At 69.0% G+C, this 13,719-nt stretch carries 16 protein-coding genes; 14 read left to right on the top strand and 2 right to left on the bottom strand.

The genetic code is table 11. The features are described from left to right. Nucleotides 1-7: 7 nt before the first annotated feature. The 9 genes from HQ312_RS06705 (at nt 8) to HQ312_RS06665 (ending at nt 7,356) form a co-directional block, all read left to right on the top strand. A complete protein-coding gene (locus HQ312_RS06705; RefSeq protein ID WP_027503866.1) occupies nt 8-805 on the top strand; it encodes a TIGR00730 family Rossman fold protein in 798 nt (265 codons plus the stop codon). Continuing rightward, complete coding sequence (locus HQ312_RS06700) at nt 802-1,380, top strand: TIGR00730 family Rossman fold protein (protein ID WP_056447448.1); 579 nt, start codon at nt 802-804, stop codon at nt 1,378-1,380. The genes HQ312_RS06705 and HQ312_RS06700 overlap by 4 nt, the downstream gene beginning before the upstream one ends. Before the next feature lie 57 nt (nt 1,381-1,437). Then, entirely contained in the window at nt 1,438-3,210 is a 1,773-nt protein-coding gene (locus HQ312_RS06695; RefSeq protein WP_027503865.1) for a long-chain-acyl-CoA synthetase, read from the top strand. 106 nt (nt 3,211-3,316) lie between these two features. Next, nucleotides 3,317-4,129 (top strand): dihydropteroate synthase, encoded by an 813-nt coding sequence (gene folP, locus HQ312_RS06690; RefSeq protein WP_222638329.1) that lies wholly within the window; start codon nt 3,317-3,319, stop codon nt 4,127-4,129. A gap of 11 nt (nt 4,130-4,140) precedes the next feature. Continuing rightward, nucleotides 4,141-5,088: a glucosyl-3-phosphoglycerate synthase gene (locus HQ312_RS06685; protein WP_222638328.1), complete on the top strand. Its 948-nt coding sequence runs from the start codon at nt 4,141-4,143 to the stop codon at nt 5,086-5,088. An 85-nt stretch (nt 5,089-5,173) separates the two neighbouring features. Continuing rightward, entirely contained in the window at nt 5,174-5,497 is a 324-nt protein-coding gene (locus HQ312_RS06680) for a DivIVA domain-containing protein (RefSeq protein ID WP_222638160.1), read from the top strand. A gap of 13 nt (nt 5,498-5,510) precedes the next feature. Beyond that, nucleotides 5,511-6,074: a DNA-3-methyladenine glycosylase I gene (locus tag HQ312_RS06675; RefSeq protein ID WP_027503863.1), complete on the top strand. Its 564-nt coding sequence runs from the start codon at nt 5,511-5,513 to the stop codon at nt 6,072-6,074. Nucleotides 6,075-6,231: 157 nt separating this feature from the next. Beyond that, nucleotides 6,232-6,399 (top strand): DUF3117 domain-containing protein, encoded by a 168-nt coding sequence (locus HQ312_RS06670; protein ID WP_003406247.1) that lies wholly within the window; start codon nt 6,232-6,234, stop codon nt 6,397-6,399. 108 nt (nt 6,400-6,507) lie between these two features. Continuing rightward, nucleotides 6,508-7,356, top strand: a complete 849-nt coding sequence (locus HQ312_RS06665; RefSeq protein WP_222638159.1) for a methyltransferase domain-containing protein — start codon at nt 6,508-6,510, stop codon at nt 7,354-7,356. On the opposite strand, the gene glgA is transcribed toward HQ312_RS06665, so the two are convergent. Continuing rightward, on the bottom strand, nt 7,335-8,501 hold the full coding sequence (gene glgA, locus HQ312_RS06660) for a glycogen synthase (RefSeq protein ID WP_222638158.1): 1,167 nt from the start codon (nt 8,499-8,501) through the stop codon (nt 7,335-7,337). The two genes, HQ312_RS06665 and glgA, sit on opposite strands and share 22 nt — an antisense overlap. 77 nt (nt 8,502-8,578) lie before the next feature. On the opposite strand from glgA, the gene glgC reads away from it, so the two are divergent. Then, nucleotides 8,579-9,793: a glucose-1-phosphate adenylyltransferase gene (gene glgC / locus HQ312_RS06655; protein ID WP_027503860.1), complete on the top strand. Its 1,215-nt coding sequence runs from the start codon at nt 8,579-8,581 to the stop codon at nt 9,791-9,793. Between the two features lies 1 nt (nt 9,794). Here the strand turns inward: glgC and HQ312_RS06650 are convergent, their stop codons facing one another. Next, nucleotides 9,795-10,412 (bottom strand): O-methyltransferase, encoded by a 618-nt coding sequence (locus HQ312_RS06650; protein WP_027503859.1) that lies wholly within the window; start codon nt 10,410-10,412, stop codon nt 9,795-9,797. Nucleotides 10,413-10,653: 241 nt separating this feature from the next. Here HQ312_RS06650 and sigE point away from each other — a divergent pair, with 241 nt between their 5' ends. From sigE to tatB, 4 genes are all read left to right on the top strand, one after another. Next, nucleotides 10,654-11,316 (top strand): RNA polymerase sigma factor SigE, encoded by a 663-nt coding sequence (gene sigE / locus HQ312_RS06645; protein WP_027503858.1) that lies wholly within the window; start codon nt 10,654-10,656, stop codon nt 11,314-11,316. Nucleotides 11,317-11,433: 117 nt separating this feature from the next. Next, nucleotides 11,434-11,778: a hypothetical protein gene (locus HQ312_RS06640; RefSeq protein ID WP_056442598.1), complete on the top strand. Its 345-nt coding sequence runs from the start codon at nt 11,434-11,436 to the stop codon at nt 11,776-11,778. Between the two features lie 9 nt (nt 11,779-11,787). Further along, a complete protein-coding gene (locus HQ312_RS06635) occupies nt 11,788-13,284 on the top strand; it encodes a trypsin-like peptidase domain-containing protein (protein ID WP_222638157.1) in 1,497 nt (498 codons plus the stop codon). Nucleotides 13,285-13,293: 9 nt separating this feature from the next. Then, nucleotides 13,294-13,713 (top strand): Sec-independent protein translocase protein TatB, encoded by a 420-nt coding sequence (tatB, locus tag HQ312_RS06630; protein WP_027503856.1) that lies wholly within the window; start codon nt 13,294-13,296, stop codon nt 13,711-13,713. The last annotated feature ends 6 nt before the right edge of the window (nt 13,714-13,719 follow it).

Genomic DNA, 13,719 nt, shown 5'->3' with positions numbered 1-13,719 from the left:
CTCCCTCATGGGAGCGCACGAGAGCCGGGAGAACGCCGGCGAGAGGTCCACGAACTACCGCGGGCCCGTCATGGACCGACGGGAGTTCGGTGGGTCCACCACCGATCAGCGGCTCCTCGACTCGCGGGGCTCCGCCGACTGGCTGCACACCGATCCGTGGCGTGTGCTGCGGATCCAGAGCGAGTTCGTCGAGGGCTTCGGCGCACTGGCGGAACTGCCTCGGGCCGTCACGGTGTTCGGGTCGGCACGGACGTCGCGCGAGTCCGCGGAGTACGCGCTCGGCGTCGAACTGGGCACCGCGTTGGCCGGCGCCGGCTACGCCGTGGTGACGGGCGGGGGACCGGGCGCGATGGAGGCCGCCAACAAGGGGGCCTGCGAATCGGGCGGGTTCTCGGTCGGCCTCGGTATCGAGCTGCCCTTCGAGCAGTCGCTCAACGAGTGGGTGGACCTCGGCGTCAACTTCCGCTACTTCTTCGTCCGCAAGACGATGTTCGTCAAGTACTCGCAGGCCTTCGTCTGCATGCCGGGCGGATTCGGCACGCTCGACGAGTTGTTCGAGGCACTCACGCTGGTGCAGACCCGCAAGGTCACCCGGTTCCCCATCATCCTGTTCGGCACGCAGTTCTGGGGCGGGCTGCTCGACTGGATCCGCACCACGCTGGTGGCCGCCGGCACGGTGTCCGAGGCGGATCTCGAGCTGATCCGCTGCACGGACAGTGTCGCGGAGGTGGTCCGCTGGGTCGACGAGAGCCGGGCGGCCGAGATCGCGGCGACCGAGTCGCGGGCGAGCGAGACCGAGCAGTGACCGGGTCGATCGCGGTCTGTGTCTACTGCGCGTCCGGCCCGGTGGAGCAGCATCACCTCGATCTGGCCGCCGCCGTGGGCACCGAGATCGGACGTCGCGGCGGCACGTTGGTGTCCGGGGGCGGCAACGTCTCCATGATGGGCGCCGTCGCCGCGGCCGCACGCGCCGCGGGGGCATTCACGGTGGGAGTCATCCCGCAGGCCCTGGTGCACCGCGAGGTGGCGGACATCGATGCCGACGAGCTGGTGGTCACCGAGACGATGCGCGAGCGCAAACGCATCATGGACGACCGGGCGGACGCGTTCATCACGCTCCCGGGCGGTATCGGCACGCTCGAGGAACTGTTCGAGACCTGGACCGCCGGATATCTGGGAATGCACGACAAACCGGTCGTAGTCTTGGATCCCGTGAACCACTTCACACCGCTGTTCGACTGGATGCGCTCGCTCGTCGGGACGGGATTCGTCTCCGAGCGCTCGCTCGATCGCCTGGTCGTCACGGCGGACGTGGACACGGCTCTGACGGCGTGTGGGCTCGTGCAGGGCACGCGCACCGTGAACATTACCAATCAGTAAGGTAAGCGTCGTCACAGCCGGAGACGCAGCCGGCTCGCCAGGGGAGGGAACCACAGCATGGGTGCCGAGGCTCGTCACAAGGTCGGATTGCTCGACATCGCCGCCACACTTCCGAAGATGACGGCGGCGCTGCCCAGTGTCCTCCGGGGTGTGCCCGGGTTCCTGCGCAAGCCCGACGACAAGGAGTCGATCGGCCACATCTTCCAGCGCGTCGCGGCGAAGACGCCGGACCACCCGTTCGTACGTTTCGAGGGAGACACCCTCACGTACGGCCAGGCCAACGATCTGGTGAACCGGTACGCGAGCGTGCTCACGGACCGCGGCGTCCGGCGCGGTGACGTCGTCGGTGTGCTGGCCAAGAACTCGATGCGCACGCTGCTGGTGGCCCTGGCCACCGTCAAGCTCGGCGCCACGGCCGGAATGCTGAACTTCAATCAGCGCGGCGACGTGCTCGAGCACAGTCTCGGCATCCTCGACGCGCGCGTCCTCGTCGTGGACGGCGACTGCGTCGAGGCCCTCGAGTCCCTCGACGAGGCGCTCCCGGAGAAAGTCATCCTGCACGCAGACGAGCTGGACGAGAAGGCGGCGTCGGCGAGTGCGGAGAACCCTGCCACCACGGCCGAGGTCCAGGCCAAGGAGAAGGCGTTCTACATCTTCACCTCCGGCACCACGGGCATGCCCAAGGCCAGCCTGATGAGCCACTTCCGCTGGATGAAGTCCATGTCCGGTCTCGGCAGCATGGGCGTGCGTCTGGACAAGAACGACGTCCTCTACTGCTGCCTCCCGCTCTATCACAACAACGCGCTGACGGTGTCCCTGTCGTCCGTGCTGGCGTCCGGCGCCACCATCGCCATCGGCAAGCAGTTCTCGGTGTCCAACTTCTGGAAGGACGTCCGCGAGAACGAGGCCACCGCGTTCACCTACATCGGTGAGCTGTGCCGCTACCTGCTGACGCAGGACGAGACCCCGCAGGACTCCGACAACACGATCAAGCTGATCGTGGGCAACGGGCTGCGCCCGGAGATCTGGGAGGAGTTCACCACCCGCTTCGGCATCGAGCGCGTGGCGGAGTTCTACGGCGCCAGCGAGTGCAACATCGCGTTCATCAACGCCTTCAACATCGACCGCACCGCAGGCTTCTGCCCGTTGCCGTACGCCGTCGTCGAGTACGACGACGAGACGGGCAAGGCCAAGCGGGACGACAACGGTCGGCTGCGCAAGGTGGGGTCCGGCGGCGTGGGCCTGCTGCTGTCGAAGATCACCGACCGCGCGCCGTTCGACGGGTACTCCGACGAGGAGGCCACGAACAAGAAGCTCCTCAAGGACGGGTTCAAGGACGGCGACTGCTGGTTCGACACCGGAGACCTGGTGCGTCAGCAGGGCTTCCGGCACGTGGCGTTCGTCGACCGTCTCGGCGACACCTTCCGGTGGAAGGGTGAGAACGTCGCCACCACCCAGGTGGAGGGCGCGCTCAACTCGCACCCCGACGTCGATCAGGCCGTGGTCTTCGGTGTCGACGTTCCCGGTACCGACGGCAAGGCGGGCATGGCGGCGGTGACCCTGCGCCACGACAAGAGTTTCGACGGCGCGAGCTTCGCCGAGCACGCCTACAAGAACCTGCCCGGCTACGCCGTGCCGCTGTTCATCCGCGTCGTGGACTCGCTCGAGGCCACGTCCACGTTCAAGAGCAAGAAGGTCGAGCTCCGCAAGGTGGGCTACGGCGACGGGGACGGCGACCTGTTCGTCCTGAAGGGCAAGTCCGGCGGTTACGTCGAGAGCTACGACGAGTACGTCGACGAGGTCGGTGCCGGCAAGCTGCCCAAGGGCTGAGGTGGCCCCCGGGGACGGGCATCATGGTGGTGTGAGCGCACCCGAGACGTCCGTCCCCGCCGACACCCTGTGCGGTCGACCGGTCGCGACCGACCGTGCGCTGGTCATGGCCATCGTCAACCGCACCCCCGACAGCTTCTACGACCGCGGCGCGACGTTCGAGGACGACGCCGCGATGGACGCGGTCCGCCGTGCGGTGGACGAGGGTGCCGACCTCGTCGACATCGGCGGTGTGAAGGCCGGACCCGGCGCCACCGTCGACGCCGCCGAGGAGACCCGACGGGTCGTGCCGTTCGTCGCCGCCATCCGCGCCGCATACCCGGATCTGGTGATCAGCGTGGACACCTGGCGGGCCGAGGTCGCTCGGCTCGCGTGCGCCGAGGGCGCCGATCTGATCAACGACACATGGGCCGGTGCGGACCCCGAGCTCGTGCACGTCGCCGCCGAGCTCGGTGCCGGCATCGTCTGTTCGCACACCGGCGGAGCCGTTCCCCGGACCCGGCCGCACCGCGTTCGCTACCCCGACGTGGTCGCCGACGTGCTCTCCGAGGTGACTCGATCGGCCGAGAACGCTCTGGCCGCGGGCGTGCGAGCGGACGGGATCATCATCGATCCGACCCACGATTTCGGTAAGAACACCTATCACGGGCTCGAACTGTTGCGTCGGATCGACAGTCTTGTAAACACCGGATGGCCTGTCCTGATGGCACTGAGCAACAAGGATTTCATCGGGGAGACTCTGGGTGTAGGACTTGCCGAACGGTTGGAGGGAACATTGGCCGCGACAGCTTTGACGGCATCACAGGGTGCTCGGATGTTCCGGGTGCACGAGGTGGCAGCGACGAGACGGGTGGTCGACATGGTGGCAGCGATAGCAGGCACCAGGGCTCCCGCCCGGACGGTACGGGGTCTGGCATGACACTCGCAGGCATGCTCACCCCCGCGACCGACTGGGATCGCGAGAACAGCTGGGAATCACCCTCCTGGACCCTCGAGGAGCTCGAGGCGGCGAAGGGTGACCGGACCGTCTCGGTCGTGCTTCCCGCACTGAACGAGGAGGAGACCGTCGCCGGTGTCCTCGACACCATCTCGCCGCTCCTCGGGCGACTGGTCGACGAGTTGGTGGTGCTGGACTCCGGGTCGACCGACCGGACCGCCGTGCGTGCGACGGCCGCCGGTGCCACCGTCGTCTCCCGGGAGGAGGCGGTTCCCGAACTCGCCCCCGCTCCCGGCAAGGGGGAGGTGTTGTGGCGCGCGATCGCGGCCACGACGGGCGACGTCATCGCGTTCGTGGACTCCGACCTGATCGATCCCGACCCGCAGTTCGTGCCCAAGCTCCTCGGGCCGTTGCTCATGGGGGACGGCATCCATCTGGTCAAGGGCTACTACCGTCGGCCGCTGAGCGGGTCGACCGAAGCACACGGTGGTGGGCGCGTGACCGAACTGGTGGCCAGACCGCTGTTGGCCGCGCTGCGTCCCGAGCTCGGAAGGGTCATCCAGCCGCTGGGCGGGGAGTACGCGGGCACCCGCGAACTGCTGTCCTCGGTGCCCTTCGCGCCCGGGTACGGCGTGGAGATCGGTCTGCTGATGGACACGTACGACCGGTTGGGCATGAACGCGATCGGGCAAGTGAACCTCGGAGTCCGGCGTCACCGCAACCGGCCGCTCGTGGAGCTGGGGGCCATGAGCCGTCAGATCGTCGGAACCATGCTGGCGCGCGCCGGCATCGCCGACTCGGGAGCCGGTCTCACGCAGTTCGTCCTCGACGGGGAGACCTTCGTGCCCTCGATCACCGACGTCTCGCTGGCCGACCGGCCGCCCATGCGCACGGTGCGGCCGTGGGCGGGCAAGTCGGGAGTCGAGAAGTCGGGGGGCTGAGAAGTCGGGGGGCTGAGAAGTCCAGGTCGGCAGAGGCGCACCACCGCCGCGGATCCTGTCGCCTCGTCGTGACAGGATTCGCGTCATGGTGACGATCCTGCTGTACGTCGTCGTGATCGCGGTCGTGGCCGCGGCCCTGTTCCTCCTCGCGTCCGTCGTCTTCGGCCGTGGGGAGGAGATGGAACCGTTGCCGGAGGGGACCACGGCCACCGCGCTGCCCGCTCGTGGCATCTCCGGGCGCGACGTGCGCGCGCTGCGCTTCTCCCTCACGCTGCGCGGGTACGACGCCCGCGAGGTCGACTGGGCCCTCGATCGACTCGCGGTCGAGATCGACAGCTTGCGGCTACGCCTGCGCGAGGCCGAGCCGTCGGAAGCCGTCGTGGAGGACGCGCCCGGTGACGACGTCTGAGTCCGGTCTCCGGATCGGTTCGGACGGACGGGCCCGCTGCCTCTGGGCCGGTGACCCGACGACCGATCCGCTGTACGCCCGGTACCACGACGAGGAATGGGGCGTCATCGTCCACGGCCGCGACGCGCTCTACGAGCGGATCACCCTCGAGGCGTTCCAGTCGGGGCTCTCGTGGATCACGATTCTGCGCAAGCGCGACGCCTTTAGAGCGGCGTTCGCGCACTTCGATCCGACCGTCGTCGCGCGGTGGGGAGACGACGACGTCGAACGCCTCATGGGTGACGCGGGAATCGTCCGCAACCGCGCGAAAATCGTTGCAGCGGTGCGCAATGCGCGGGCCATCGTCGATCAGGACCTCGATCTCGACGCGCTCCTGTGGTCGTTCGCACCGCCGCGCCGCGGTCGCCCCACGAGCCTGCAGGACGTTCCCGCGGTGACACCCGAGTCCACCGCTCTCGCGCGCACTCTCAAGAAGTCCGGCTTCGCGTTCGTCGGTCCCACCACGGCGTACGCGCTGATGCAGGCGACCGGAATGGTCGACGATCACCTCGCCGGATGCTGGGTTCCCGCGCGCTAGTACACACCCGTGTCCCGCTCGTTCGAGGGTGTCCGTTGCCCACGGATCCGGAGGATAGGGAACAATAAGTGCACGAGCCCCGTCGGACCCCGGCGAGGCGCGACCGAATTGATGCAGCGCGCGATGCAGGGCAGCGCAGATCTGGAGGGAGCAGAGAATGGCGGCCATGAAGCCCCGGACCGGGGACGGTCCGCTCGAGGCGACCAAAGAGGGACGAGGAATCGTCATGAGGGTTCCACTCGAAGGCGGAGGACGCTTGGTCGTCGAACTGACTCCCGACGAGGCAGCCGCTCTGGGCGACGAGCTCAAGGGCGTCACCAGCTGACACCACACCTGTCATCACCGTGAGAACAGCCCCACCGGCCGACCCTGACCGGTGGGGCTGTTCTCGTCCCGACCGAACGAGCGACCCACCACGACGAGCGGAGGAACCGTGAACGACGATGCGGTGGCCCTGCTCGCATGCCCACACTGCGGGTCGGACCTCGAGGCCGACGATCCGGACTCGGGAGCTGCCGCGCTGCTGTGCGACCGCGGGCACACGTTCGACGTCGCGCGCCAGGGATACGTCAGCCTGCTCTCCGGGTCCGGCGGCAAGATCGTCGGCGACTCCACCGAGATGGTCGCTGCGCGCGCCGAGTTCCTCGACCGCGGGCACTACGACCCGCTGATGGACGCCGTGGCCGACGCCGTGGGGGACCGGCGCCGCGTGCTCGACGTCGGAGTGGGCACCGGGCACTACCTCGCCCGCGTGCTGGACGCGGGCGTCCCCGATGCCGTCGGCGTCGGTCTCGACGTGTCCAAGGCGGCTGCGCGCCGCGCCGCACGATCGCACCCTCGGGCCTCCGCGGTGGTCGCCGACGTCTGGCAGAGCATCCCGGTCCGCTCCGGCGTGATCGACGCGGCCCTGTCGGTGTTCTCGCCGCGCAACGCAGAGGAACTCGCGCGCGTGCTCGCACCCGCCGGGGTGCTGGTGGTGCTCACCCCCACCGAGCGCCATCTCGTCGAGTTGGTCGACGATCTGGGTCTCGTCCGGGTGGACGAGAACAAGACGCAGAGGTTGGGCGACACGCTCGGCGGCCGGTTCGAGCGGGTGCGCCGGGTCCCGATCACCTACTCGACCACGCTCACGCGGGACGAGATCGTCGACGTCGTGAGCATGGGGCCGTCGGCGCGTCACATCCCGGCGGCGGATCTGCGCGCGCGGGTCGACGAGATGCCGCCCGCGCGCGAGGTCACCGTGTCGGTGACCCTCGGTGTCTACGCGCGGGCCGCGGCGTAGACCTCCATCGTCTGCTGCGCGATCGACTCCCAGGAGAACTCGGCGACGGTGCGCTCGCGACCGGCGACACCCTGCCGCGCTGCTCGACTCTCGTCGGCGACGAGATCGTTGACCGCGGCGGCCAGGTCCGCCTCGAACGTGGCGGTGTCCGCGGCGTCGTAGTGCACGAGAGCCCCGGTACGGCCGTCGGCCACGACCTCGGGGATGCCGCCCACGTCGGACGCGACGACGGCCGTCTCGCAGGCCATCGCCTCCAGGTTGACGATGCCGAGGGGCTCGTACACCGACGGGCACACGAACACGGCCGCCGCCGAGAGGATCTGGCGGATCTGCTCGGTCGGCAGCATCTCGCGGACCCAGAACACGTTGCCGCGGCTCTCGGACAGGGCGGTGACGGCGCGCTCGGTCTCGACCGCGATCTCCGGGGTGTCGGGCGCACCCGCGCACAGCACCAGCTGAATGGACGGATCGAACGAGTGGGCCGCGGCGATGAGGTGCCCCACGCCCTTCTGCCGGGTGATGCGGCCGACGAACGCGACGATGGGGGCGTCGGTGCGCACGCCGATCGCCTCGAGCGCGGACGGCGCGCCGTCCGCGGGGCCGCCGGCGTGCCACACCTCGGTGTCGATGCCGTTGCGCACCACGTGAACTCGGTCCGGATCGATGCGTGGGTAGCAGTCCAGCACGTCGGCCTTCATGCCGTCGCTGACCGCGACGACGGCGTCGGCGTACTCCATGGCGTTGCGCTCGGACCACGACGAGATGCGGTAGCCGCCGCCCAGCTGCTCGGCCTTCCAGGGGCGGCGCGGTTCCAGCGAGTGCGCGGTGAGCACGTGCGGGATCCCGTACAGCTCGGCCGCGAGGTGGCCGGCGAGGCCGGTGTACCAGGTGTGCGAGTGCACCACGTCGGCGCCGCCGGCGGCGTTCGCCATCCGCAGTCCCGTGGAGAGCGTGGTCAAGGCCGGGTTCGCGTCGACCAGGGCCGGGTCCGGCGAGTGCACGACGGCGGTCTCGCGCGGCGCGCCGATGCAGTGCACGTCGACCTCGCACAGTGCGCGGAGACGGTCGACCAGCTGCGTCACGTGAACGCCCGCGCCGCCGTAGATCTCGGGGGGATATTCCTTGGTCATCATCGCCACTCGCATGAGAGGAACGTAACGCGTCGGTGTGCATTCGGCCTATACGTAGCGATTGCTCGTCACAACCGGATAGGTTGGCTGTTGTGAGGACCCAGCCGCATGTACTCGGAATCGTGCTCGCCGGAGGTGAGGGCAAACGCCTGTATCCGATGACAGCCGATCGCGCGAAGCCCGCGGTCCCGTTCGGTGGTGCGTACCGCCTGATCGACTTCGTGCTGAGCAATCTCGTCAACGCCGGCTATCTGCGGTTGTGCGTTCTGACCCAGTACAAGTCGCACTCGCTCGACAGGCACATCTCCCAGACCTGGCGGCTGTCGGGTTTCGCGGGTGAGTACATCACCCCCGTGCCCGCGCAGCAGCGGCTCGGGCCCCGCTGGTACACCGGCAGTGCCGACGCCATCTTCCAGTCCATGAACCTCGTGTACGACGAGGATCCCGAGTACATCGTCGTGTTCGGTGCGGACCACGTGTACCGCATGGACCCCGAGCAGATGGTGCAGCAGCACATCGATTCCGGTGCCGGTGTCACGGTGGCCGGCATCCGCGTACCGCGCGCCGAGGCAACGGCATTCGGCTGCATCGACAGCGACGCCTCGGGCAACATCACCGAGTTCCTCGAGAAGCCGTCGGACCCGCCCGGAACGCCGGACGACCCCACCATGACGTTCGCGTCGATGGGCAACTACGTCTTCACCACCAAGGTGCTCGTCGATGCCATCCGTGCCGACGCCGAGGACTCGGATTCCGATCACGACATGGGCGGCAACATCATTCCCGCGCTCGTCGCGGCCGGGAAGGCATCGGTCTACGACTTCAAGGACAACGTCGTCCCGGGTGCGACCGAGCGGGACAAGGGCTACTGGCGCGACGTCGGCACCCTGGACGCGTTCTACGACGCGCACATGGACCTGGTGTCGGTCCACCCGATCTTCAACCTCTACAACAAGCGGTGGCCGATCCGCGGCGCCGCGGACAACCTGCCGCCCGCCAAGTTCGTGCAGGGCGGTCTGGCGCAGGAGTCGATCGTCGGAGCGGGATCGATCCTGTCCGGCGCGACGGTGCGCAACTCGGTGCTGAGCTCGTCGGTGATCATCGACGCGGGCGCCACCGTGGAGGGCAGCGTCATCATGCCCGGAGTGCGCATCGGTCGTAATGCGGTCGTCCGCAACGCCATCCTGGACAAGAACGTGGTGGTGAACGACGGCGAGATCATCGGCGTCGACCGCGAGCGGGACAGCGAGCGGTTCAACGTGAGCGCCAACGGCGTGGTCGCCGTCGGCAAGGGTGTCTGGATCTAGGTCACTCCGGCACGCGCGAGGCGCACAGCAGGCCGTCGCCGAGGGGAAGGACGACCGCTGTCAGGCTGTCGTTCTCCGCGATGGCGCGGGCGGCCGCGCGGACGGCGACGGTGGCCTCGTCGCGTGACGAGGCGTCCGCGACGCGTCCACCCAGCAACGCGTTGTGCAGGATCAGGGCGCCACCGGGGCGGAGCATCCGCACGCCCTCCGTCACGAATCCGACGTGGTCCCGCGGCGTCGCGTCGACGAACACCAGGTCGTAGGACGCGTCGGCCAGGCGGGGGAGCACGTCGAGGGCGCGGCCGTTGATCAACCGGGTCCGCGATGCCCCGATGCCGCCGGAACGGAACGCCTCCTTGGCGGCGCGCTGATGCTCCGGTTCGGTGTCGATGGTGGTGAGGACCCCGTCGGGCCGCATCCCGTCCAGCAGCCACAGCCCGCTGACGCCGGCGCCGGTTCCGACCTCCACCACCGTGCGCGCTCCGGACAACTGCGCGACCATGCTGAGCACGGCACCGACGGACGCCGGTATCGGCGCGGCGCCCAGATCCACGGCGCGCTCGCGCGCGGCCTGCAGGATCTCGTCCTCCACGACGGAGGCTTCGGCGTAGTGCAGCATCTTGGCGGCGTCGGCAGTCACGAAGGGACCCTAACCCGCCCACGAACTCCTCGCGTCCAGACTCTCAGCCCACACTCAGCCTTCTCACACGGGTCGCACACCTGCCCGCGACATAGTTTCCTTACGCGGGTTCGTCGGATCGTCCTCACGCTTCGGTCGCGCCGAACACGGGTAACACCACATCGCACGTCGACACCACGCGCCGCGATGATCGCCCGAGTAGGAGGATTGAACGATCCACATGATCACCAGCCCGCGCGAACACGCTGCCCTCACGTCCCCGACCTCCCGCCCCGCCGCCGAGTCCGAACTGACCGTCGATGGTCCCGAGGAGCTGTCCGGCACCGCGGTGTTCGACGCGACCGGAGACGCGACGTCGATGCCGTCCTGGGACGAACTCGTCCGCGAGCACGGTGACCGCGTCTACCGCCTCGCCTACCGGCTGTCCGGCAACGCGCAGGATGCCGAGGACCTCACGCAGGACACCTTCATCCGCGTGTTCCGCTCGCTGCAGAACTACCAGCCCGGCACCTTCGAGGGCTGGCTGCACCGCATCACGACGAACCTGTTCCTGGACATGGTGCGTCGCCGCAACCGCATCCGCATGGAGGCGCTGCCGGAGGACTACGACCGGGTGCCGTCCGACACCCCCGATCCCGAGCAGATCTACCACGACGCCCGGCTCGACCCGGATCTGCAGGCGGCGCTCGACTCGCTCGCTCCCGAGTTCCGTGCAGCCATCGTGCTGTGCGACATCGAGGGTCTGTCCTACGAGGAGATCGGCGCGACCCTGGGGGTCAAGCTCGGCACCGTCCGTAGCCGTATCCACCGTGGCCGCCAGGCGCTGCGCGACCACCTCGCCGCCAGTCGGCGTACCCGCGAGTCGCTGACCTCGGCCGAGTAGCCGCCGACGCGAGTACCGTTCCGTGGGGAACGGATGCGGGCCGGGAACTTCCGGCCGGTGCCGTGCGTTTCACCCCGGGACGATCCGCACATCGGCACGGCATGAAGTGGAGGCAGCATGACTCGGTTTCGTGATCCTCGGCAGTTCAGCCCCACCGACCACCTCGCCAGTGAGGCGGTGGCCGCCTACGTCGACGGCGAACTGCGCATGAACGCCTACCTGCGCGCCGCGCGGCACGTGTCGGAATGCGCTTCCTGTGCCGACGAGGTCCAGGCGCAGCAACAGGCCCGTGTCGCCCTCCAGGGCTCGCCGGAGATGTCCATGCCGTCCTCACTCCTGGGTCTCCTGCACCAGATCCCGCACTGCACGTCTCCCGAGCCCGGCCGATCCGAACCCGGCATCGGCTCCGGCCTGCGTCATGGCCTGGGGTCGGTCGTCGGGTCACGTTTCCGGCGCCGGTAGCGTGCAGAGGTGACTCCAGCCGACGAGTACCGACCGGACCCCACGGCTTCTTCGGCGGACGGGGGAGCACCCGACGACGATGCGCCGCGGCTTCCTCCGCGTCCGCTCTACCGGCCCACCATCGACGCGCACGTGGTGCGGGCGTTCGGTCGCCCCCACGGCATCCGCGATTCCTTCGGTGACGCGCAGACCCGGCGACGGGACAGTTCGTCGATCCGCGTCGCGGCGCCCGATCCCGTCCTCACCGAGGCCTTCGGTCGGCCGCCCGGTGTCGCCGAATCCCTGGTGCGCGAGCCCGAGGCGCCCGAGGTCGAGCAGGAACCCGAACCTCAGAACCCGTGGCGCGTGCCCTCGTCGGCTGTCACGACGGTCTCGCCCGCGCTCGACGAACCGGAACCCGCGCCGCTGACGCCCGGCACCAGACTGGGTGCGCGGGAAGTACTGTTCGGCCGCCGCGTCTCCGCCGGCGCTCTCGCCTCGCTCGCGGGTGTCGCACTGGTCATCGGCCTGCTCGGCGGCGTCGTCGGCAGTGTCGCGGCCGATCTGGGCGGCTCGCTGACCAGCTCGCGCGTGACCCTGGAACAAGGCGGCAGCGAACTCCCGCAGGGCCAGGTGGCCAGGGTCGCCGAGGCCGTCCTGCCGTCCGTGGTGTCGGTCCAGGAGACGTTCGGCGGCAACGCCGGCACCGGCTCGGGAGTCGTCATCGACGGAGCCGGCTACATCGTCACCAACAACCACGTCATCTCGATGGCCGCGACCAACCCGGGCGCGACGCTCAACGTGACGTTCTCCGACGGCACCAAGGTGCCCGCGCAGATCGTCGGCCGTGACACCAAGACCGATCTGGCCGTTCTGAAGACGGACGTCGCGGACCTCAGCGTCGCCCGACTGGGCCGCTCGTCGGACGTGGCGGTCGGCGACGACGTCGTCGCCGTCGGATCTCCACTGGGACTGAGCAAGACGGTCACCCGCGGCATCGTCAGTGCGCTCGATCGTCCCGTGCGACTGTCCGGGGAGGGCACGGACACCGACGCCGTCATCGACGCGGTCCAGACCGACGCGGCGATCAACCCCGGTAACTCCGGGGGTCCCCTGATCGACGCCGAGGGTCGCGTCATCGGCATCAACTCCGCGATCCGCAGTGAGAGCGGGGGATCGGTGGGGCTGGGCTTCGCCATCCCCATCGACGACGTCACCGAGGTCGCGCAGTCCCTCATCCGGACCGGCGCGATGAATCATCCCGACATCGGCGTCAACGCGCGGTCCGTCGTCAACGACGCGCTCAGCGGTGCGCAGATCGCCAATGTCACCGCCGGTGGCCCCGCTCAGCAGGCGGGTATCGCGGAGGGCGACGTGATCGTCCGCGTCGGCGACCGCACCGTCTCCGGTGCCGACGAACTGACGGTCGCCGTCCAGGAGCAGGAGATCGGTACGCCGGTGCAGGTGCAACTCGTCCGCTCGGGGCGGACCGTCGACGTGACGGTCACTCCGGTGTCGGATGCGTAAGGTGTAGACGTGTTCTCGAACATCGGCTGGGGCGAGATGATGGTTCTTCTCGTCGCCGCACTCGTCATCCTCGGTCCCGAGCGTCTGCCCGGGGCCATCACGTGGACCACCCGGTCGCTGCGGCAGGTCCGTGACTATGCCAGTGGGGCCAGCCAACAACTCAAGGACGAGCTGGGGACGGACTTCGACGATCTTCGCAAGCCCCTGGCCGACCTGAACCAACTCCGCGGCATGACCCCGCGCGCGGTCATCACCAAGCACCTGCTCGACGGCGACGACTCGATCTTCACCGGGAAGTTCGACGAGAAGCCGCAGTCCGGGACACAGTCGTCGACCCCGCAGTCCGGGACGCCGAACATGACGAAGTCCAGCGGGTCGGCGCCGTTGCCGACCGGGGACCGTCCCCCGATCGACCCCGACGCGACCTAGGTCCTT

The organism is Rhodococcus sp. BP-316, from assembly GCF_019836105.1.
Classification (GTDB): Bacteria; Actinomycetota; Actinomycetes; order Mycobacteriales; family Mycobacteriaceae; genus Rhodococcoides.
The sequence above is the reverse complement of the archived record's forward strand: the minus strand, read 5'-3'. Positions and strand labels throughout refer to the sequence as shown.